This is a genomic window from Pseudomonas helvetica (assembly GCF_039908645.1).
Lineage (GTDB): Bacteria > Pseudomonadota > Gammaproteobacteria > Pseudomonadales > Pseudomonadaceae > Aquipseudomonas > Aquipseudomonas helvetica.
Genome location: NZ_CP150917.1, coordinates 3322341 through 3342630, shown reverse-complemented (window position 1 = coordinate 3342630; position 20290 = coordinate 3322341). Strand labels below are relative to the sequence as shown.

Below are 20290 nucleotides of genomic sequence, written 5' to 3'. Positions count from 1 at the left end.
CTGCGTAGTTCTACGTAGACATCGCCGCTCCCAGAGGTTTTGCATTTCAACTGAGCCGCAGGTCATTCCGTCCAGCGTCGCTACTGGGCGCGCGTATCTTTGGCATATGATGCCAAGCCTTCGTTTTCCCTCGGTCCGGTCAGGAGCACAGATGCAGCTCAAACATAAAATCGTCGCGCTCGGGATTCTGCCGCTGGTGTTGGCGATTGCTGTCATCTGCGCGCTGGTGATTTCCCTGAACCGCCAACTGGGTGATCAACAGACGCAACTGATCGAAGACAGCATTCTGGCCAGCAAGCGTGCAGAACTGAAAAACTACGTCGAAATGGCGCAAAGCCTGATCGCGCCGCTGTACGACAACGGCAAGGGTGACGCGCACGCACAGCAACAAGTCCTGGAAGAACTGCGCAAGCTCAGCTTTGGTATCAATGGCTACTTCTTCGTCTACGACCGCCAGGGCCGCAGTCTGATGCACTCGCGGCAGTCGGAACTGGTGGGCAAATACCTGTGGGACATGAAAGACCCACACGGTCTGCCGGTGATCCAGGCGCTACTGAAAAGTGCGGAATCAGGAGAAGGCTTTCAACGCTACGCCTGGAACAAACCCTCTTCCGGTCAAGTGACCGACAAGCTCGCCTATGTCGTGATGCTGGATCGTTGGGGCTGGATGCTCGGTACCGGCATCTACCTCGAGGACGTTGAGCGCGCCACACAGCAGGCGCGTGACGAGGTGGCTCAGGGCATCCGCAAAACGATGCTCGCCATTGCCATCGTAGCCCTCGTGGCAGTGCTGTTGGTCTTTGCCAGCGGCATGACGCTGAACGTCAGCGAACATCGCTTGGCCGACAAAAAACTCCAGCGGTTGACCCAGCGTATCGTCAGTTTGCAAGAAGAAGAGCGATCACGGGTTTCCCGTGAGTTGCACGACGGTATCAGCCAGGTACTGGTGTCCATCAAGTTTCAGTTCGAACTGGCCAGCCATGTGCTGGAGAGTGGGCAGGACACGGGCTTGAGCATTTTAAGAGAGGCCACGGAGCGTCTCGGAGAAGCGATTGGCGAGGTTCGCAGCCTTTCACACAACCTGCGCTCGTCGCTGCTCGACACGCTGGGTCTGTCGGCGGCGATTGGTCAACTCGCCGCAGAGTTCGAGCAACGTAGCGGACTCGTGGTGACCTACAACAACAACGAATTCGAGTGCCATCTGGTCGACGGCGCCGCGGTCTCGTTGTTTCGCATTGTGCAAGAAGGCCTGACCAACATCGAACGACATGCCCGGGCCCAAAACGTATCCATTACACTGCACGGGTCCGAAGAGTCCCTACGGCTGACGGTGGTCGATGACGGTGTCGGTTTCAACGTCGCTCAAATCGAACGCCGTCACTCCGGTATAGGGCTGCGGAACATCCGCGAGCGGGTCGAGCATTTTGGCGGGCGATTCGAGCTTGCATCGACGCCGGGAAGAAGTGTCCTGGAGGTTCTGCTGCCAATGAAAATGCCCGGTCCGAAACACTGACTCAGCCAATAACAACAAGAGTGAATGCCCCTGATGAACCTGTCCTACCCAATCCGCGTCGCCCTGGTCGACGATCATTCCCTGGTCCGTGACGGGATCAAGGCGCTGCTGGCGGTCATGTCTCCCCTGGAAGTGGTGGGGGAAGCCGAGAGTGGAGCCGAAGCGATTGAGATGGTCAGACTCTGTCAGCCGGACCTGTTACTCGTCGACATCAGTCTGAAGGACATGAACGGACTTGAGCTGACCCGGGTGTTGAGCAAGCAATATCCGTTGCTCAAGATTCTGGTACTCAGCATGTACGACAACTATGAGTATGTGAGTGAGTCTGTGCGTTCTGGCGCCAGCGGCTATGTGCTGAAGAACGCACCTTCACGGGAAATCATTGCGGCTATTGAAGCGATTGCCAGCGGTGGAACGTTTTACAGTGCAGAGATCGCACAGAGGCTCATCGCCGACAAGAACACCGAGAACGAGCTGACGCCGCGCGAGAGTCAAGTGCTGTGCAAGATGGCTCTGGGAATGAACAACAAGGAAATGGCCCGCGAGCTGGACATCAGCGTTCGGACGGTGGAAACCCATCGTTTGAGCATCCGTCGCAAACTCAACATCGACAAGCCCGCGGCCTTGGTCAAGTACGCGATGGACCACGGGATCATTTCGCATTAGAGCCTGTCAGGCCCGATCGTTTGGTGAGGCTAATCAGTCGCTGATACCTCACCGAGCCGTAAGTGTGCTCATTGACGCAGCACAAAAGTCGCCAGGGTGTGCAGATCGTCCGGGCTTAACTGCGTGAAAGGCGGCATCGGGATATTCCCCCATTTGCCGGTACCGCCTTGCTGAATGCTGGACGTTACCTTGGCCAGTGCCTGCGGGTCATTGGCATACTTTGCAGCCACATCGTGATAGGCCGGGCCTACAACCTTATGATCGGTCGCATGACAGCTCAGACAGGAGTTGCTCTGCAGCAAGGTCATGGCGTCGACTTTGGCTAAAGGCGCAGCCGGGGTTTGGCCTGCCGATGGATTTGAGGCGGCCTGTACATCGGCATCGCTCGCATGGGCACTGCCGTAGGTCACCGCAAGATAAGCGCCGATGATGCTCACATCCTGATCGCTGATCGGAGCACCATATACATGCTGCATCTTGCTCGCTTCTCCAGTCCACTGCGCCAGGCTCATGCCGGGAGGCTGGAAGTTGATGTAGTCGGCAGAATGGCAGGTGGAGCACTTCTGTTGAGCCAATGGGTAGCCGGGCAGGGCATTGGGTTTGAGCACAGCCGTTTCGGGCGGCAAGGTGATCGACAGTGGCGCTGCGTTAGCCATGGTCGCCAAACAAACCTGAACTGCGCAGAGCAAGGTGGTCATGCGTTTCATGCGGGGCCCCCTCAGGCGACGGTCACGTGGCTGGTTTCTACAACGTGGCGGCGGTAGCCACCGGGGTTCCAGTCGGCTCGCAACGGCTGTGTCTCGCCCGCACGGTTACTGGCCCGCACCATCAATTGTGTGGCGCCCTTGCTGGTAAAGGTGATCGGCAGCGTCCACTCACGGAAGGAGAAACGGCCAAGATCCTGCCCAAGCCTGGCTTCGCGCCAACTTTTCCCGCCGTCGATCGACACTTCCACCTTGTTGACCCCAACGCCACCGTCGAACGCAATGCCTTTGAGCAGCACGCTTTTTTTCAAGGGCAACACATCGCCGTGTTTGACGCTGGTGATAAAGCTGCGTACCGGCAACCTGGAAATTGGCGTCGTTTGCGCGGCAGTGGTGCCGGGGGCGACACAGAAACAATCGTTGTCCGGAACGCGGTAACCTTTAGCCATGAAGAAACCGTCGTAGGTATGGTCGACGACTTCGATCTCACTCAGGTGCTTGACCCAGTACGTACCGAAATAGCCCGGCACCACCAGACGTATCGGGTAACCGTTGAGGAATGGCAGGTCGGCACCGTTCATCGACCAGGCGATCATGGGCTCGCCGTCCATGGCATGGCTGATGTCCAGGGCCTTGATGTACTCCGGCGTGCTCGGTAGCACTGGCTTGTCGAGCCCACGGAATGTCACTTGCCTGGCGTCGGCTTTCACCCCGGCCTTTTCCAGGACCGCCTTGAGTGGTACTCCCACCCAGCGGGCATTACCCATTGAACCATTGCCCAGTTGAGCGCCGAACACGCGAGGCATCGAGAAGCCGCGGCTGTTACCCGAGCATTGATTGACGGCCACCACTTCTACCGGTTCGGCCAAAGCCTTGAGTTCTGCCAGGGAAAGCGACAGCGGCGTGTTGACCGAGCCCTTGATCGTCAGGCGGTAACTGTCCGGATCGATGCTGGTAGGGATATTGGCCAAATGGTAACGCACAAAAAACGCGTCATTCGGCGTGAGGGGCCCTTCGTTGAAGATGGGGAATGGCGTCTCAAGGTGCGGCGGGCGGGTGGTCACCAGGGTCAACGGACGTTTTTGCGGGTATTGCACCAGCGGTCGTGGACCGGCAGCAAAGGTCACTTCTTCCGGTGTTTCGTCGGCTGCCTTGGCCAGGTTAGCCAATGGCGAAGCTGCCAAAGCCAGGGCGAAGGCATCGCGTAGAACGCGTCGGCGACTCGGGTTGCCGTTATCAACAAGACTGAACTTCATGCTGTTCTCTCTTTGTTTTTTTACTGAGATGTATCTGACAGCACCCCCAGATGCAGCGATGGGGGGAGGAGAGGTATCCGGTGTGTTGCGTAAATGGGTTTTCAAATAACTGACCGACTTCGATCAGCAAGCCAGTATCGTCACGCGCAAAGCGACTGCTTTTCATTGAGCGTCAGTGACTTGGCATTTGATGACAGACGATGCCGACAGGTGAGGTATAGCCTGGCCACGCTCATCACAACTGTAGCTCATAGGCTTCCTACCATTCGTTCAGTCGATAGTTGTCATCAAGGAATGCAAGTTCTGTTTTTCCGGCAAAGGAGGAAGATGGCGCCATACCGAAGCCGCTTCTGAAGGAACTGCGCGATGAGAATCTCTACCTTGCTGGCACTTGTCGCCGTTTTGACCGGCAGTGTAGCCGCCACAGCACCGACCTACGCGGCCGAACAGTCCTGCCATTTTCTACCCATGGCCGACAGCACCATCGGCCTGCAGCACACTCAATCGGTGGGCGTGCTCTACAGCGAAAACACCCTCAACACCCTCGAATACCTGGAGCAGTACCATTCGGTAGCGCTGAACGGCGCGAAGAACCCCGCGCTCGATTCACGCATCAGCAACGCGTTCGTCAACAGCTCCGATCCGAAACTCGCGATCAACTGGCTCATGGCTTCGCTACAGAAAGAGTTCGCCTCGGTGACCGTCTACGACAACCTCGACGCGGTGGTGCATGCTCATCCGGACGTGGTGGTGATGCTGGACACATACAGCCGTCTGGTGTCCAAGCGCAACAACCAGGTGGAAGCGCGATTCATGGCCAAGTTCTACGACTCGAACCTGCAATACATCGGCCAGGCCGAAGGCTCGCGTGAACAGCAAATGCCTTCGGTCTGGGTTCATGGCAAAGCGGCTCCAGAGATCGCCGCGCAGATCGACAAGCAAACCGAAATGCAATTGAACGCGCTGAAGCAGTTCGATGTGTCACTGAAGACGCTTGTGTCGTCCAGCGAAGTGGCTCAGCTCGCAAATAACTGATGAGCGCGATTACGCATTTATGAATAGCCAATGCCTTACATCTCGCACAGTCAAATGCGGACATACATTCCACTTGAGTTTGATAGCTTAAAGCCATTCAGCGGCGTACCCAATAAGCAAAAACCGCTCAGACAAGACACGGAGGTCTGGCTGTCGTCATTCATTGATGACCGTTTCTGTCAGGGACAAGGATCTGAAGCTGGCGACTACTACCTTTTCCTCCATGGCCATACGTTCGCGCATGCCTGCCACTTGATGGCCTGCGTTGCAGCACAATGGATTCCGGAAACCATCAAATAAACGGGGCGAACTCCGAAAAGCCAGACGAGTAGGAACTTATATATGGAGATATATCGTATGTCGGCTCAAGAAAATCTTGTTGGCGGATGGACTCCTTACCACGAACTGACTCCAAAGGATCAGGAAGTATTCGATGAAGCCCTGGCCGGGCTCGTGGGTGTGCACTACACCGCTGAGCTGGTTTCGACCCAGGTCGTTAATGGCACCAACTATCGTTATCAGGCGAAAGCAACGCAGCCTGGTTCGCCAAACAGCTGGCAAGCGGTCGTGGAGATTTACGCGCCGATTAACGGCAAGCCGTATGTCACCCAGATCATCCGGATCTAAGCACGTCTCAACCCCGTCGGGTCGTGCATGGGATGTGCGACCCGACGTCTACATTTCTGTGTTCAGAATCCATGAAACGTCACATATCCACTTGCTCGATAAGCCAATCGATCAGCACCTGAAGCCTTCTTGGCATCGTTTCGTGAGCCGGATGAACCAGGTAGTAGCCATAGTTAACCGCTTCTCTAAATCCACCGAACGGAAGTACGAGTTCGCCATCCTGAATTCGCTTGCGAACCAGTTGTTCCCGTCCAATCGCCACACCTGCATGATTGATTGCGGCCAGGGTGCTCAAGTCCGAGCGGTCAAACGTCATGAAACGACTGGGAAGCTCGGTGGGCTCGCCAACCGCATCAAGCCATAGACGCCATTCCGCATCGAACGAAATGTTGTCCCACGCCGCGACATCATGCAGCGCAGTGCATTGCGACAGGCGCTCCGGATGTCCCACCAGACCATGTGCCTCGGCGTATTGCGGGCTGCACACTGGCGCAATTCGCTCTGGCATCAGTCGAACGCTTTCAAGGCCAGGGTGCTCGCCATTCGAATAGCAAAGCACCAGGTCAATACGTCGGGTTCGATAGTCGATCGGTTCATTGCCAACCCGAACATCCAGTTGAATCCCGGGATAGCGTGTAGTGAAATCGGATAGTCTCGGAACCAGCCAGCACTGTGCTACCGAAGGTCTGGCATAGAAGCACAGTTGCCCTTCGATCTGAGCGTGCGAACGCTCCTGCACAGCCTCGGACAGCTTATCCATGGTCTGCTGCATGACCTTGAAAATCCGCTCACCATCATCGGTCAGCTCGACCTTTCTAGGTAAACGGTGGAAAAGCTTGAGCGATAGCTCCTCCTCCAGACGAGCTATCCGGTGACTGACTGCGCTGGCGGTCAGGCACAGCTCCTCCGCTGCGCGGGCGAAACTGAGATGGCGCGCGGCGACGAGAAAAGTATGCAGGTTGGACAGATGGGCTCCGTTAAGCTTCGGAGCTTTCGTAAGACCAAGTTCTGGCATTGCTGTACCCCCACGAACCATGCGTTGTCATTACTGCGCAGGATGTTGCAGAGCACGGCCCTTATCAAGGTAGGTGGCGAACTCTGCGGCGGGCACCATGCTTCCGCCTGTTCCCCAAATCAAGTGCGTTGCGTTGGCTAACTTAGCCCTAGAGACACCGATGCGCTCCAGATACTTCTCATTATTGAGTACCCGCACAATTCCTGGCGCACCTGCCAAGGCCGATGGTTCCAGTTTTACATTTTCAAGCTCATGGGCCAGGAACATCAGGCGATAAAGCTCTTCATCCGTGACGGTATAGTAACCATCGATAAGTCGCTGCATCGCTTTTCCTACGAAGCCGGAGGGGCGGCCAACAGCTAATCCGTCAGCTGCGGTGACGTTGTCGATGCCGAACTCCTGGACACTCACCTCATCATGCAGGCCGGTGTAGACCCCGAGCATCATGCAGGGGGAGTGGGTCGGTTCTGCGAAAACACAGTGCACCGCGTCGCCAAAGGCAAGTTTCAATCCAAACGCAACGCCTCCAGGGCCTCCGCCAACACCGCAGGGCAGATAAACGAAGAGAGGATGATCGGCGTCCACTCGCACACCCGCCAATTCGAACTGTCGAGCCAGGCGCTCGGCTGCAACCGCATAGCCCAGGAACAGATGTGGCGAGTTCTCATCGTCTATGAAGTAGCAGGCAGGATCTTTTTCGGCTTGCAGGCGCCCGTTTTCGACCGCAACGCTGTAGTCGGACTCGTACTCGACCACTGTCACACCACTGGCCCGTAGCTTATCCTTCTTCCATTGGCGGGCATCCGACGACATGTGGACAGTTGCCTGAAAGCCCAGCTTGGCGCTCATGATGCCGATGGATAGTCCAAGATTGCCCGTGGAGCCGACCGCAATCTTGTAGCGGCTGAAGAACTCAAGCGCGGAGTCGCTGGCCAATGCCTCGTAGTTATCGTCCAGCTTGATCAACCCTGCTTGCAGGGCGAGGTCTTCAGCGTGTTTGAGCACTTCATGGATACCCCCTCTCGCCTTGATCGAGCCAGAGATAGGCAAATCGCTGTCTTTCTTGAGCCACAGCGAACCGACGCCAGGAAGGCCGGCTTCACTCAGAAGCCTTTGCTGGAATTTTTTCAGTGGCTGGATACCGGACTCGATGATCCCGTCCGCCGCTGCCGTTTCCGGAAACACCTTGGCGATGTAGGGTGCAAAGCGGCGGAGGCGTTCACTGGCATCTTTGACGTCGTTATGGTTCAGGCCTACATCGCCCAGTGCGATGGACACCGATGCAATAGCTGGATTGAACCAGGTGATTTCCTGAAGTGAAACCAGCTCCTTGATAATGGGATGGCTTTCATACCAGGCGTCTAGTGTTTTACCTTGAATCATAGGAACTACCTTTCGATAAGTCGTAGGTGAAGAGGGAAGGCTCATCACACAAATCTGGAAAGTATTAGCGTAAATACCAGCGCCGCAGAGGAGGCGAGTACGGTGGCGCCAGTGAATTTCTTGATGGCCTCAGACAAGGGAATACCCAGGTATTCTTTTACGACCCAGAACGCTGAGTCAGTGACATGGGTCCAGCCGATTGCACCTGCACCGATGGCGATAACAAGGATTTCAGGGCTGTATTCAGGGTGCTGACCCAAGATAGGTAGAACCATGCCTGCGGTGCTAATCATGGCGACCGTGGCGGAGCCAACAGCGAAGTGCATTAACCCAGCGATCAGCCATGCCAAAATGATCGGGTTGATTTGGGACTGCCCCAGCACGTCCGCCAGCGCCTTCCCAATACCGCTGCCTACCAACATGTCGTTGAACGCGCCGCCGGCTCCGATAATCAAGAGAATGCCAGCCAGTGGCGGGAAGCAGCGGTTGGTCAGATTGAGCAGGGCGCCCATGCCAAGCCCACGTCGCAGGCCTAGCGACCAGTACGCGAAGCAAATCGACAGCGCGAGAGCAATCAGCGGGTTGCCAATGAAAGAGACCCACTCAAGCGTCATTGAGCCTTTCGTTAGCAAAGGTGCAGCAAGTGTCTTGCCCACCATCAGTGCCAACGGCAGAAGCACCGTCACCATCGCAATACCGAAGCTTGGTGCCTTGCTGTCGTCTATGACCGCTTCGCTACGGGCAGCCAGAAACTGAGCTTGCCCCTCAGGGGCCTCCCGAGTGCAGGTCAGCCTCACCCAGATAGGCCCGGCAATAACCGCCGTTGGCAAGCCGACGATAAGGCCGTACAGAATCACCTTACCGATGTCGGCATTCAGCATGCCTGTAATGGCAGTGGCGGCTGGGTGCGGAGGGAGAATGCAGTGGACAACCATCAGTGAGATGGCCAACGGTACTCCCAGGTACAACACGTTGATCCTGGTCTGACGGGCGACGACATAGATCAGGGGAATCAGGAGGACAAATCCGACCTCGAAGAAAACGGGAATACCTGCGATGAAGCCGACCAGCATCATTGCCCAAGAGGCATTCTTCTCACCCAGCACCCTCAAGAGGGTGGTCGCAATACGTTTGGCGCCACCAGACTCCTCAAGCAGCTTGCCGAGAATGCTGCCTAAACCGATGATGCCGGCAAGGAAACCTAGCGTGCTGCCCATGCCTTTCTCAAAAGCCGAGACGATTGCCGTTGGGGCCATTCCTGTCCCGATCCCCACTAGCAGGCTTGCTGCGATAAGGGATAGGAACGGATGGACACGGAATTTACCGATCAGGACTACGATCAGCAGGATTGACGCTCCCAGGGTCAGTAGGGAATACGTAGGGGTCATGTTTGGATCTGCTCCATCGCAGTTCACATCCTTGCGAGTTATTGTTAGTTGTTTGCGATGGATTAGATTTCAGGGCTATAGCTGGTACAAACGATGATTCCTCAGGCTGTAGATGACGCTCCGTCACTTATCGTTTTTACACATCACTTCCTAAGAGGAGGTATGACAGTGCATAACACGATCTTCGCCCAGACACTGGCGCATAGCGTCGGTGTAGATTCGGGCGACAGGAGCGGGGTGGGTGTAGACGCCGACGCACATACCGATGTCGTCCGGCAGCCACTGCTTGAGCCGAAGGCCACGGCTCGAACCTGTGGGTACGATCCGCTCAGACGCGTTTTTTGGGATGCCGGGGCCGCGGCCCGACGAAGAAACCGCGGCGGCCGATCACTCAGGCGGCGGGGAGCAGGCCTTTCTGTTTGGCGACATGAGTCGCCATTGCGTCCATCAAGTCCGGGGACAGGCAGTCATAGGGCTCCAGGCCGATCGAGCGCAGGCGTTCACGGATGGCCTTCATTTGCGCTGGCGGCGTGCCGGTTTCGATGATGGAGGACACGAACGCTGCGAAGCTCGGCGCAGCCCATCCGCTCTGGGGAGAGAGTTCGGTGTGGACGAAGTCCAGACCATAAAACGCATGGTCCTTGTTCTCGATGCGTCCGAAGAGATGGGCGTGGCACTGCTTGCAGGCGTGCCGCTGGATGGTGGCGGTTTCGTCGACAATTGACAGTTTTTCACCGTGGGCAGTGACGCTGACCTTATCCCGAGGTACTACGGCAATGACGGCGAATATCGCGTTTTGCGGTTTCCAGCATTTGCTGCAGCCACACGCGTGGTTATGCAGGGTTTGTGCGTCTATCTTGATCTCGACCTTATCGGTCGCACACAGGCATTGCAGGGTGCCACCTGTGAAATTAGCGGCAGCAGGTTGGATACCATTGTCCAGTGCAGGGTGAAGTTTCAAGGTGCTCACGTTGGCTTCTCCGTTTCGTTAACCCGCGATCTTTATTGCAAGCTCAGCGACGTGTTTACCCTGGAAACGCGCAATATCCAGTTCATTTTGTGACGGTTGCCGTTTACCGTCAGTGCCTGCCAGGGTGGTCGCGCCATAGGGCGTACCGCCGGTGATCTCGCTCATGTTGGTCAGCCCTGCGCAGGTGTAAGGCACACCCACGATGACCATCCCCTGATGCAGGAGTGTGCTGTGAAACGACGTAATAGTGGTTTCCTGGCCACCGTGCTGGGTGCCGGTCGATGCAAAGACACTGCCGATTTTTCCGACCAGCGCGCCGCTCATCCACAGTCCGCCGGTCTGATCGAGAAATGTGCGCATCTGCCCCGCCATATTGCCGAAGCGCGTCGGTGTACCAAAGATGATGGCATCGTAATTGCCCAGCTCGTCAGGTGTCGCCACCGGTGCCTTCTGGTCAAGTTTGACGCCGATGGCTGCTGCCTGTTCGGCCGGAATGGTTTCAGCGACACGCTTGAGCGTCACGTCGGCGCCGGGTACAGATCGTGCGCCTTCGGCTACTGCGCCAGCCATCGTTTCGAGGTGACCGTACATTGAGTAATAGAGAACCAGTACCTTCGCCATGATTTTTCTCCTGGATTAAGCGCCATTCGATGGATTAAGAAAATCTTGGGTACACCACTGCCAACGAACAGCAGCGACAGGCGTAGCACCTGGTCACGAACAAAACTGCGGCTCACACCCACCCGACTGCTGGGACTTTGACGGCATGCGGATTAACACTAGCAGCTCCGTATGCTGCCTGCTGGGCAGACAGAGACGCATTTATTGCCCCTCCGCGTCGAGATAGAGAGGAAGGGTGCGCAGCAAATCCCGCATTGCGCTCAAGCTTACTGCGTCGGCACCTAAAGGCAGCAGGTGAACATCAGCTGTACTGATTGGCCGAACCAGCAGCGGATCTTAGCTTCCTGGAATGGGTCAGCTGATAAGCAATGGCCAGCCAAATGAACCACCCTGGCATGACCAGTAGGGCAATACGAGTGTCAGGTCTTAATGCCAGCAGGCAGAGTACAAATCCCAGGAACGTCAACGAAAACCAGGCCATCGGCACGCCGCCAGGCATCTTGTAGACCGATTTCGCATGCAGGTCGGGTCGGTTTTTACGATAGGCAATGTACGAGGCGAGGATGGTCGACCAAGTGAAAATCACCAGGATTGCCGACACGGTAGAGACGATGGTAAACGCTGTCATGACCTCCGGAACGATGAACAGCAGTAGTACACCCACCAGCATCAACAGTGTGGTAAACGCTAGGCTCAGCAGAGGAACGCTATTACCCGACAAGCGCCGGAAAATCCCGGGAGCATTGTCGTGACTGGCCAGCCCAAACAGCATGCGACTGGATGAAAATACGCCACTGTTGGCCGATGAGGCGGCAGACGTCAGCACCACAAAGTTGACGATACCTGCTGCTGCGGGAAACCCTGCCACCAGAAACAGTTCGACGAAAGGGCTCTTGTTGGGCGAAACCTGTTGCCAGGAAGTCACCGCAATAATGCAGGCCAGTGCCAGCACATAAAACAGGATGATTCTTAGCGGAATCGAGTTGATGGCTTTAGGCAGAGTCTTCTCGGGGGAGCGAGTTTCGGCGGCAGCAGTACCGATCAGCTCGGTGCCGGCAAAGGAGAAAATTGCCATCTGGAATCCGGCAAAGAAACCAAACAGGCCGTTGGGGAAGGCTGCCTGTTTATCCAGCAGGTGGTTCAGGGATGCAGTAACGCCACTGGGTGATACAAAGGAGCTGGCAATCATCACCAGGCTAACGCCAATCAGGGTGACGACGGCAATGATTTTGATGATCGCGAACCAGAACTCCACTTCACCAAAAAGCCTGACGGTCAGTACGTTCAAGGCGAACAGCGTCATTAACATACCGATGGCCGGGATCCAGGCGGGTACATCGGGGAACCAGTACTGAAAGAATCCGCCGACCACTACGGCATCACCCACCACCGCGACGCTCCAGCTCAGCCAATACGACCAGCCGAGGAAAAATGCCGCTCGCGGGCCCAGGTAGGCACCGGCGAAATCCGCGAAGGTTTTGAATTTCAAGTTGGAGAGCAACAGTTCGCCCATGGCGCGCATGACGAAGTAGACGAACATCCCGATGATCATATAAATGAGGATGATCGACGTGCCGGAGAGGGCAATGATCTTTCCGGAACCCATAAACAGACCTGTACCGATGGCTCCTCCCATGGCCATTAACTGAATGTGACGATTGCTGAGCGTGCGCTGCAGCGCGGGTTGTTCAACCCGCTCGGACGGAGTTGATTTCATTACAAAACCTCTTGATTTTATGTTTTTGAGTTTTGGCAGAAAGTGGGTGTCTAGCGTTGTTGTTAGAGATGCGACGGCTACCGACGGTGGTGGTTTTGGGGTTTACAGGATGGTGAGTGGCCTCTTGGCACGCTGTTCGGAGGCATCACCCACGGTTATCAGTTGGCGGTGCGCAGACGCGCCGGTTTAGCGGGTTGCTGATCAAGCAGTTGGTAAAGGTCTTTTATGTTGGCGGGAGTCGGCACTAGATGGATGCGCTCGCCGATCCCGTGCTCTCGCGCCAGGTCGTGCAGGTAGCGCAGCGACGAAAAATCTTCGAGAGCAAAACCCACCGAATCGAACACGGTGACTTGGGCATCATTCTCACGCCCCGGAACTTCGCCCAGCACAATGCGGAAAAACTCGACGACGGGCGAGTCGGCTTCCAGTTGTTGAATGTCGCCTTCAATCCGGGTTTGCGGTTCAAATTCAACGATGATCCGGGCGTTGCGCAGGATCTCGGCGTGCAGTTCGGTTTTTCCCGGGCAGTCACCACCGACAGCGTTGATATGCATGCCGGGTTCGATCATCTCGGGTGTCAGAATCGTTGCATAAGCCTTGTCGGCGGTGACTGTAGTGACAATGTGCGCGCCCTTGACCGCTTCCTGTACAGAGCTGGACAGAATCACTTCAATACCCGGGAATGCCGACAGGTTGTGCTTCAACTTGAGTGACGCATCACGATCAATATCGAAAATGCGGATTTCCCTGATCGACAGCATTTCGTGGAAGGCGATGGCTTGAAATTCGCTTTGAGCGCCGTTGCCAATGATTGCCATGACACTTGCACCAGGGCGTGCCAGGGACTGCGCGACCAGCGCGGATGTCGCGGCGGTGCGCACGGCAGTGGTCAGCGTCAATTCACTGAGCAAGGCTGGATAGCCACTGTGGACATCGGCGAGAACACCGAAAGCCATCACGGTCAGCAAGTCCCTTTGACCATTGCCCGGGTGGCCATTCACGTATTTGAACGAGTACTGTTGGCCATCGTCGGTGGGCATCAACTCGATCACACCGTCGGCGGAATGATTGGCGGTGCGAGGCGACTTATCAAACTGCGCCCAGCGTGAATAGTCAGCTTCGATGTATGTGGCCATCTCGCGGATTGCCCGACGGATACCCACCTTGGCGAACAGGCGTGCGGCATGATCGACATCGATAAAAAGAGTCATGTTTTTATTTTCCGATTCTGTAGTTGAAATGCTGTAGAGCAGGGGATGGCTCAGGCGCGTTTGCTCTCGAAGCCATGCAGCACGTTGACCGCATTGATCCCGATTTCATCGACCATGTAGCCACCTTCCATCACGAACAGAGTGGGGCAGCCGACGCCTGCTATCAGCTCGCCAATGCCGGTGAAGTCTTCGCTTTCCAGCAGGAAGTGGCTGATCGGGTCGTCCTTGAACGTGTCGACGCCGAGTGAAATAACCAGCACTTCAGGGGCGAATTGCTGGAGTTTCTTGCAGGCGTGGAGCAGGGCATTGCGGTAGCTTTCCCAGGTGGTGTTCTTCGGCAGCGGATAGTTCAGGTTGTAACCTTCGCCGTGGCCTGCACCGACTTCGTGGCTGAAGCCTGAGTAGTACGGATAGGACACTGTCGGCTCACCGTGTAGCGAGACAAACATGACGTCACTGCGCCCGTAGAAAATGTTTTGGGTGCCGTTGCCGTGATGAAAGTCGACGTCCAGTACTGCAACACGCTTGGCGCCTTGGGTAATGGCCTGTTGTGCAGCAATGGCGGCGTTGTTGAGATAGCAATAGCCGCCCATGTATTCACGCGCTGCGTGATGGCCGGGCGGACGGCACAGGGCAAAGGCACTGTCGTGGCCTTCATCGATCAGCGCCAGGCCGGTGAGGGCGATGTCTGCACTGGTTTTTACCGCTTGCCAAGTGGTGGCGGTAATCGGGGAGCCGGCGTCCATGGCGTAGAAACCGAGCTTGCCGTCGATGAACGTCGGGACTTGCTCGTTGGACAGGTCGCGCACTGGCCATACCAGCGGCAGCGCATCGTGGGTGCGCCCAGTCGCGCACCATTCCGACCAGGCGCTCTCCAGAAAACTGACGTAGCGCTCGCTGTGCGCATTGACGTAACACGACCGGTCAAATATTCGCGGTTCGACGATCTGGCCAAGGCCTACCTGCTTGACGCGGTTATGGACAGTATCGGCCCTACTGGGCTGTTCGAACGACGGCTTGAGCACACCGTCTTTCAATTCGGTGCCGTGGTGCAAGCGATGGGAATCACTGAAAACTGTAAACATTCTGCGCATCCGTTAATGTGAGCCAGTGCAAATATTCTGTTCCGGCTGGGACGCGCTTTCTTTGCTTTGTTTTCGTGGTTTGCTAGATTATTCGGGCGTTTTGACTCAGGAATGGCGTAATGCAGAAAAAATCATCCAAACGCATCAGCCTCGACGAGACCGACCTGGCGATACTCACGTTGCTGCAGGAAGATGCGAGCATTTCCAACGCCGAGCTCAGTGAGCGTCTGTCGTTAAGCCTGACGCCTTGCTGGCGAAGGCGTAAGAGAATGGAGGAGGCTGGCGTAATCAAGGGCTACCAGGCCAATCTTGATCGACGCATGCTTGGGCTGGACATTTTGGCGTTCGTGCACATCCGTTTTTCCACCCATGCGGATCATGCTCCGGATGCCTTCGAGGCGGTGATTGCGCAATTGCCCGAGGTGTTGTCTTGTCACAAGATCACTGGAGATGCCGATTACGTGTTGCAAGTGTTGGCGGAGGATCTTGATAGTTACAGCGACTTTATCGAGCACGTGCTCAGGCGTCAGGTAGGTATTGCATCCATTCAGTCCAGTCTGGCGTTGCGCGAGGTTAAGACCAGTAGCCGTATTGCGATACCCAAATCGCTCAAGGACTGAACGGGCAGATGGCGTCAGGTGAGCATCTCATGGGCCGAGGTAGTGCCGGCAGACGTGCCGGACGTGTGTTCCATGCCAAGGTTTTAGCCGCACCCTGATGCCGCAGTGACGAGTGCATTTCTGTGAACGGGTCGATACGCGCGCTCATTAAAGCGGCTTGCCAGGGGCGCCAGGCTTTACACCTGGCTTCTGCCAGGCATGTCGATGCCATGCTGATGCACCCGCCGATACAGGGTTGCCCGGGAGATGCCCAAAGACTTAGCAGCGGCGGTGGGTTTCCAGCGGTGACGCACCAAGGCATCGAGCAGTGCCTGGCGCTCCGGGCTCGCGCAGCAATCAATGGTGTCGCCAGAGCTTGGGCCATCAAGTCGGTGATCTTGCAGTTGCTCGGGCAAATGGCTGACCTGAATCAGGTTTGAATCGCACACCGCACAGGCATAACGCAGCACGTGCCGTAACTGGCGAACGTTACCTGGCCAGCGGTAGCCAAGCAGGCATTCCAGAACCGCACCTCCCAGGTGCATAGGTTCTGCGCAAAGCGTCGATTCTTCATCGAGAATCCGGTTGATCAGCGCCAGCCGGTCACTGCGTTCGCGCAGCGGCGGTAACTGGAAGCGCGCTCCATTCAAACGAAAGTACAGGTCTTCGCGAAACTCGCCCGCGGCGACCAGTCCTTCCAGATCGCGGTGGCTCGCGCAGACGACCTGAAGGTCGATCGCTTTGCGCCGTGAGGCTCCCAGAGGCGCCACTTCACCCTCGGCCAGAACCCGCAGCAGCCGGGTTTGCAAGGGCAGGGGCATGTCGCCGATTTCATCGAGAAACAGAGTGCCGCCATCGGCCTGCTCCAGCAGACCTTGCATGCCCTTGCTCGAGGCGCCGGTAAAGGCGCCAGCGACGTAGCCAAATAATTCGCTTTCGATCAGGTTCTCGGGGATCGCGGCGCAGTTTACCGCAACGAACGGCCGCTCGCGGCGCTGGCTGGCTTGGTGCAACTGACGGGCGAAGACTTCCTTGCCGGAGCCGGTCTCGCCCTGGATCAGCACCGGCAGGTTGCGGTCTTTAACCCGCACTGCAAGGCGCAGGCTTTCTTCCAGTCGCGGGTCGAGTTCGGCGGGTGTCAGTGCCAGTCGCGAAGCGTTGCGATTCACCCGCCGTGGCACGCTGAGGCGACCATGCAATTGCGTGTGGCCACCCTGGCTGTGCAACAGGCATAGCGATTCGTCACTGATCCGATGCAGCAACTGCTGATCGAACACTTGGCCAATGTGTTCCGGCAGTTGACCAAAACGGTGCAACAGCCATTGCCGCGCAGCCGGGTTCAACGCCTGCAAGCAGCCGTCGTTGTCCCAGGCGAGCAAGTAATCGGGTTGGCTGTCGACGTAGCCAGGGCTGCTGTGGGCTCGCAGCACCCAGTAACCCTGGGCGCTACTCATGAAAAATGCCTGTTCGATTTCACGCGCGCTCTGCACCACTATCTGCCGGATCAGGTGTTGGGAGCGGCGGTCGTCGGGTGAGCGCACCGCCGACACATCAAGCACCCCGAGCAGCTCGCCCTTGGGGTCGAAGACTGGCGCCGCTGAGCAGGTGAGTCCGATAAACGCGGCGCGAAAATGATCGCGCTTGTGAACAGTGACCGGCGTTCGCGCGGTCAGTACCGCCGCCACGCCACACGTACCTTCCTCACCTTCCGACCAGCAAGTGCCCAGGTAAAGACCGGCCTTGCGGCAGTCATTGCGAATGGAAGTTTCGACGCGGTAGTCGATGGTCTGGCCCTGAGCGTCTGTGAGCAGGACGCAGTAGTCGGCATCGCGGACCCGACCGTGGAGGCGGGCGACTTCCTCACTGGCGATGCGCAAGAACAACTCGGAGCGCTCGCGGCATTCCTGCAGCACGTTCTGCGAGAGGATCCGTGGTCCTTGTAGCGAGCCGGGATCCAGGTGGTGTTGCTCCATGGAGCGACGCCAGGAGTCGAGAATCAAGTCCGACACAGGCAGCTGCGGCAGGTGCCCGGCATTCTTCAAAACACGGCTGACGCAATCCACATGCGCCTTTGAGTGTGCGGAAAGCATTCAGGCCTCCGGTTCCATCTTCTTTTAGTTGTGCGGCTATTAAGCGCCGTTCATTGACCGCAGACAAGCGTCGGGTCAACCGGGGCTGGCGGTGAGACGCGATGTCTCACGGTCTCGCCGCCACCTCGTACAGCCTGACATCACGCGTTTCATTCGGATTTGATTTCGGCCACCCCGGGGGGCCATCGGACCGCTCTACGACGGGGTTGTGCAGGTGTTTTTGCGAATTTGGCACTGGCCTTGCTCTAGCTCTGGCAACCAGCCTGACTGGCAACCCAATAATAAAAAGAGGTGCCCGATGTCCTGCCGAAATCCTTTTCCTGTTCTGCCCGTGGTGGCGTTATGAGTCGTGCGCCGCTGACCGTAGGTATCATTGCCAATCCGGCATCCGGCCGGGACGTACGGCGCCTGACCGCCAACGCCGGGTTGTTTTCCAGCACCGACAAGGTCTCGGTGATCCAGCGCTTGCTGGCTGCCTTTGGCGCCACGGGTGTCGAACGGGTGCTGATGCCCACAGACATGACCGGCATCGCCGCCGCCGTGCTGAAAAACAGCCACGGCCGCCAGGCTCGCAGCAGTCACTGGCCAGTCCTTGAGTTCCTCGACCTGACCCTGCGCCAAAGTGTCGAGGATACCCGTCACGCGGCACGCTGGATGGCCGAACGCGGCGTTGCGCTGATCGCCGTGCTGGGCGGCGACGGTACTCACAAGGCGGTGGCCGCCGAAGTCGGCGACATTCCGCTGCTGACCCTGTCCACCGGCACCAACAACGCCTTTCCGGAACTGCGTGAAGCCACCAGCGCCGGGTTGGCCGGCGGGCTGTTTGTCAGTGGGCGGATCCCGCACGAGATCGCTTTGCGCCGCAATAAACGCTTGCTGGTGCGCGAGCCGAGTCGTGGCCTGTGCGAGATGGCCCTGGTGGACGTGGCGGTGTCCTCGTTGCCCTTCGTCGGCGCAAGGGCCATCAGTCGCGGGGGCGATCTGGCCGAGGTGTTTGTGACCTTCGCCGAACCTCAGTCCATTGGCATCTCGGCCCTTTGCGGCTTGTGGTTTCCCGTATCGCGTCAGGCTCCGGGTGGGGCCTGGATGCGCCTCGATGCGCAATCTCCGAAAGCGCTGCTGGTGCCTCTGGCTCCCGGCCTGCTGCAAGGCTGCGGCGTATTCGCTGCGGGAAGCCTTGAACCCGGTGTCGCCCATAGTCTGTGCCTGGCCAGCGGAACCCTCGCTCTGGATGGCGAGCGCGAGATCGAATTCAACACCCATGACCGGCCCACGGTCACCCTCGATTCCAGCGGTCCGCTCAGCATCGATGTCAATGCGGTCCTGGACTATGCAGCGCAACAGCGACTTCTGGCCATCGGCCGTGAACACCCGCAGCACCCTCTGAACCTCTCGTCTCAAGACACCCTGGAGAATAAAAATGTCGACACAGCTAACCGCTGATCAATTGCTGCATGCCTATCAGGTGATGCGCACCGTCCGCGTCTTTGAAGAGCGCCTGCACGTGGAATTCGCCACCGGTGAGATTCCCGGTTTTGTCCATCTGTATGCCGGCGAAGAGGCCTCGGCCGCCGGGGTCATGGCCCATTTGAGGGATGACGATTGCATTGCCTCCAACCACCGTGGTCACGGCCACTGCATCGCCAAAGGCGTCGATGTGGACGGGATGATGGCCGAGATCTACGGCAAGAAAACCGGGGTCTGCCAAGGCAAGGGTGGCTCCATGCACATCGCCGATTTCGAGAAGGGCATGCTCGGTGCCAATGGCATTGTGGGGGCCGGTGCGCCGCTGGTCGTGGGCGCGGCCCTGGCCGCCAAACTCAAGGGCACCGACAGTGTTGCGGTGGTGTTCTTTGGTGACGGCGGCTCCAACGAAGGGGCGGTGTTCGAAGCGATGAACATGGCCTCGGTGTGGAATCTGCCGTGCCTGTTCATTGCCGAGAACAACGGTTACGCCGAAGCCACGGCTTCCAACTGGTCGGTGGCCTGCGATCACATCGCCGACCGCGCTGCCGGTTTCGGCATGCCCGGGGTCACGGTGGACGGCTTCGACTTCTTCGCCGTTCACGAAGCCGCCGGTGCCGCAGTGGAGCGGGCCAGGGCCGGGGAGGGGCCATCGCTGATCGAGGTCAAGCTGACTCGCTATTACGGTCACTTTGAGGGCGACGCCCAGACTTATCGGGCGCCGGACGAGGTCAAGCATTTCCGCGAGCACAACGACTGCTTGATGCAGTTCCGCGAACGCATCATCCGTGCCGGGCGGGCGCAGGCCAGCCAGTTGGACCAGATCGACAGCGAGGTGGAGCTGCTGATCGAGAACGCCGTGCTCAAGGCCAAGTCCGCCCCCAAGCCGAGCGCGGCCGATCTGCTCTCCGACGTCTACGTTTCCTATCCCTGAACGCCCCCTATA

Annotated in this window: 19 protein-coding genes; 8 read left to right on the top strand and 11 right to left on the bottom strand. The window is 57.6% G+C overall.

The window, feature by feature from the left end:
- Positions 1 to 151 precede the first annotated feature (151 nt).
- Positions 152 to 1513: a cache domain-containing protein gene (locus AABM55_RS15255; protein ID WP_054597411.1), complete on the top strand. Its 1362-nt coding sequence runs from the start codon at positions 152 to 154 to the stop codon at positions 1511 to 1513.
- Between the two features lie 33 nt (positions 1514 to 1546).
- Complete coding sequence (locus AABM55_RS15250) at positions 1547 to 2179, top strand: response regulator transcription factor (protein WP_054597410.1); 633 nt, start codon at positions 1547 to 1549, stop codon at positions 2177 to 2179.
- Positions 2180 to 2247: 68 nt separating this feature from the next.
- Here AABM55_RS15250 and AABM55_RS15245 read toward each other — a convergent pair whose 3' ends face one another.
- Together AABM55_RS15245 and AABM55_RS15240 are read right to left on the bottom strand one after the other, a co-directional pair.
- Positions 2248 to 2886 (bottom strand): c-type cytochrome, encoded by a 639-nt coding sequence (locus AABM55_RS15245; RefSeq protein WP_103320492.1) that lies wholly within the window; start codon positions 2884 to 2886, stop codon positions 2248 to 2250.
- 11 nt (positions 2887 to 2897) lie between these two features.
- On the bottom strand, positions 2898 to 4139 hold the full coding sequence (locus AABM55_RS15240) for a molybdopterin-dependent oxidoreductase (protein WP_347926774.1): 1242 nt from the start codon (positions 4137 to 4139) through the stop codon (positions 2898 to 2900).
- 366 nt (positions 4140 to 4505) lie between these two features.
- Between AABM55_RS15240 and AABM55_RS15235 the strand changes: the two genes are divergently transcribed.
- From AABM55_RS15235 to AABM55_RS15225, 3 genes are read left to right on the top strand one after another with little or no spacing between them, the layout of a single operon-like run.
- On the top strand, positions 4506 to 5174 hold the full coding sequence (locus AABM55_RS15235) for an ATPase (protein WP_347926772.1): 669 nt from the start codon (positions 4506 to 4508) through the stop codon (positions 5172 to 5174).
- A 30-nt stretch (positions 5175 to 5204) separates the two neighbouring features.
- Positions 5205 to 5474, top strand: coding sequence for a hypothetical protein (locus AABM55_RS15230; RefSeq protein ID WP_054597406.1), 270 nt, complete (start codon positions 5205 to 5207; stop codon positions 5472 to 5474).
- A gap of 57 nt (positions 5475 to 5531) precedes the next feature.
- On the top strand, positions 5532 to 5801 hold the full coding sequence (locus AABM55_RS15225) for a hypothetical protein (RefSeq protein ID WP_054597405.1): 270 nt from the start codon (positions 5532 to 5534) through the stop codon (positions 5799 to 5801).
- Positions 5802 to 5880: 79 nt separating this feature from the next.
- Here the strand turns inward: AABM55_RS15225 and dsdC are convergent, their stop codons facing one another.
- The 8 genes from dsdC to AABM55_RS15185 form a co-directional block, all read right to left on the bottom strand.
- The gene (gene dsdC, locus AABM55_RS15220; protein WP_054598334.1) at positions 5881 to 6816 is read right to left on the bottom strand and encodes a DNA-binding transcriptional regulator DsdC; all 936 of its coding nucleotides are present in this window, start codon (positions 6814 to 6816) and stop codon (positions 5881 to 5883) included.
- 30 nt (positions 6817 to 6846) lie between these two features.
- Positions 6847 to 8199 carry a D-serine ammonia-lyase gene (locus AABM55_RS15215; RefSeq protein ID WP_347926769.1) on the bottom strand — a complete coding sequence of 451 codons (1353 nt, stop codon included), beginning with the start codon at positions 8197 to 8199 and terminating at the stop codon, positions 6847 to 6849.
- Positions 8200 to 8243: 44 nt separating this feature from the next.
- A complete protein-coding gene (locus AABM55_RS15210) occupies positions 8244 to 9587 on the bottom strand; it encodes a gluconate:H+ symporter (RefSeq protein ID WP_054597403.1) in 1344 nt (447 codons plus the stop codon).
- A 391-nt stretch (positions 9588 to 9978) separates the two neighbouring features.
- Positions 9979 to 10557, bottom strand: coding sequence for an S-(hydroxymethyl)glutathione synthase (gene gfa / locus AABM55_RS15205; RefSeq protein ID WP_054597402.1), 579 nt, complete (start codon positions 10555 to 10557; stop codon positions 9979 to 9981).
- A gap of 18 nt (positions 10558 to 10575) precedes the next feature.
- Positions 10576 to 11178: an NAD(P)H:quinone oxidoreductase gene (wrbA, locus tag AABM55_RS15200; protein WP_347926766.1), complete on the bottom strand. Its 603-nt coding sequence runs from the start codon at positions 11176 to 11178 to the stop codon at positions 10576 to 10578.
- A gap of 301 nt (positions 11179 to 11479) precedes the next feature.
- Positions 11480 to 12895, bottom strand: a complete 1416-nt coding sequence (locus AABM55_RS15195) for an amino acid permease (RefSeq protein ID WP_347926765.1) — start codon at positions 12893 to 12895, stop codon at positions 11480 to 11482.
- Positions 12896 to 13053: 158 nt separating this feature from the next.
- Positions 13054 to 14106 (bottom strand): ornithine cyclodeaminase, encoded by a 1053-nt coding sequence (locus AABM55_RS15190; protein WP_347926763.1) that lies wholly within the window; start codon positions 14104 to 14106, stop codon positions 13054 to 13056.
- 50 nt (positions 14107 to 14156) lie between these two features.
- On the bottom strand, positions 14157 to 15191 hold the full coding sequence (locus AABM55_RS15185) for a histone deacetylase family protein (protein ID WP_347926761.1): 1035 nt from the start codon (positions 15189 to 15191) through the stop codon (positions 14157 to 14159).
- A gap of 119 nt (positions 15192 to 15310) precedes the next feature.
- Here AABM55_RS15185 and AABM55_RS15180 point away from each other — a divergent pair, with 119 nt between their 5' ends.
- Positions 15311 to 15811 carry an Lrp/AsnC family transcriptional regulator gene (locus tag AABM55_RS15180; RefSeq protein WP_103318934.1) on the top strand — a complete coding sequence of 167 codons (501 nt, stop codon included), beginning with the start codon at positions 15311 to 15313 and terminating at the stop codon, positions 15809 to 15811.
- A 176-nt stretch (positions 15812 to 15987) separates the two neighbouring features.
- Here AABM55_RS15180 and AABM55_RS15175 read toward each other — a convergent pair whose 3' ends face one another.
- Complete coding sequence (locus AABM55_RS15175) at positions 15988 to 17880, bottom strand: sigma-54-dependent Fis family transcriptional regulator (protein WP_347926759.1); 1893 nt, start codon at positions 17878 to 17880, stop codon at positions 15988 to 15990.
- A 342-nt stretch (positions 17881 to 18222) separates the two neighbouring features.
- Here AABM55_RS15175 and AABM55_RS15170 point away from each other — a divergent pair, with 342 nt between their 5' ends.
- Together AABM55_RS15170 and AABM55_RS15165 are read left to right on the top strand one after the other, a co-directional pair.
- Positions 18223 to 19323 (top strand): NAD(+)/NADH kinase, encoded by a 1101-nt coding sequence (locus tag AABM55_RS15170; protein WP_347926757.1) that lies wholly within the window; start codon positions 18223 to 18225, stop codon positions 19321 to 19323.
- The gene (locus AABM55_RS15165; RefSeq protein WP_347926755.1) at positions 19301 to 20278 is read left to right on the top strand and encodes a thiamine pyrophosphate-dependent dehydrogenase E1 component subunit alpha; all 978 of its coding nucleotides are present in this window, start codon (positions 19301 to 19303) and stop codon (positions 20276 to 20278) included. Before AABM55_RS15170 ends, AABM55_RS15165 begins: the two co-directional genes overlap by 23 nt.
- The last annotated feature ends 12 nt before the right edge of the window (positions 20279 to 20290 follow it).

Bases quoted from the DNA above. Each gene is read 5' to 3' on its own strand.
- AABM55_RS15170 (WP_347926757.1), top strand. From the start codon at position 18,223: ATGAGTCGTGCGCCGCTGACCGTAGGTATCATTGCCAATCCGGCATCC.
- AABM55_RS15230 (WP_054597406.1), top strand. From the start codon at position 5,205: ATGCCTTACATCTCGCACAGTCAAATGCGGACATACATTCCACTTGAG.
- AABM55_RS15235 (WP_347926772.1), top strand. From the start codon at position 4,506: ATGAGAATCTCTACCTTGCTGGCACTTGTCGCCGTTTTGACCGGCAGT.
- AABM55_RS15255 (WP_054597411.1), top strand. From the start codon at position 152: ATGCAGCTCAAACATAAAATCGTCGCGCTCGGGATTCTGCCGCTGGTG.
- AABM55_RS15190 (WP_347926763.1), bottom strand. From the start codon at position 14,106: ATGACTCTTTTTATCGATGTCGATCATGCCGCACGCCTGTTCGCCAAG.
- AABM55_RS15250 (WP_054597410.1), top strand. From the start codon at position 1,547: ATGAACCTGTCCTACCCAATCCGCGTCGCCCTGGTCGACGATCATTCC.
- AABM55_RS15215 (WP_347926769.1), bottom strand. From the start codon at position 8,199: ATGATTCAAGGTAAAACACTAGACGCCTGGTATGAAAGCCATCCCATT.
- AABM55_RS15195 (WP_347926765.1), bottom strand. From the start codon at position 12,895: ATGAAATCAACTCCGTCCGAGCGGGTTGAACAACCCGCGCTGCAGCGC.
- AABM55_RS15240 (WP_347926774.1), bottom strand. From the start codon at position 4,139: ATGAAGTTCAGTCTTGTTGATAACGGCAACCCGAGTCGCCGACGCGTT.
- AABM55_RS15180 (WP_103318934.1), top strand. From the start codon at position 15,311: ATGCAGAAAAAATCATCCAAACGCATCAGCCTCGACGAGACCGACCTG.
- AABM55_RS15175 (WP_347926759.1), bottom strand. From the start codon at position 17,880: ATGCTTTCCGCACACTCAAAGGCGCATGTGGATTGCGTCAGCCGTGTT.
- AABM55_RS15245 (WP_103320492.1), bottom strand. From the start codon at position 2,886: ATGAAACGCATGACCACCTTGCTCTGCGCAGTTCAGGTTTGTTTGGCG.
- dsdC (WP_054598334.1), bottom strand. From the start codon at position 6,816: ATGCCAGAACTTGGTCTTACGAAAGCTCCGAAGCTTAACGGAGCCCAT.
- AABM55_RS15225 (WP_054597405.1), top strand. From the start codon at position 5,532: ATGTCGGCTCAAGAAAATCTTGTTGGCGGATGGACTCCTTACCACGAA.
- wrbA (WP_347926766.1), bottom strand. From the start codon at position 11,178: ATGGCGAAGGTACTGGTTCTCTATTACTCAATGTACGGTCACCTCGAA.
- AABM55_RS15210 (WP_054597403.1), bottom strand. From the start codon at position 9,587: ATGACCCCTACGTATTCCCTACTGACCCTGGGAGCGTCAATCCTGCTG.
- AABM55_RS15185 (WP_347926761.1), bottom strand. From the start codon at position 15,191: ATGTTTACAGTTTTCAGTGATTCCCATCGCTTGCACCACGGCACCGAA.
- AABM55_RS15165 (WP_347926755.1), top strand. From the start codon at position 19,301: ATGTCGACACAGCTAACCGCTGATCAATTGCTGCATGCCTATCAGGTG.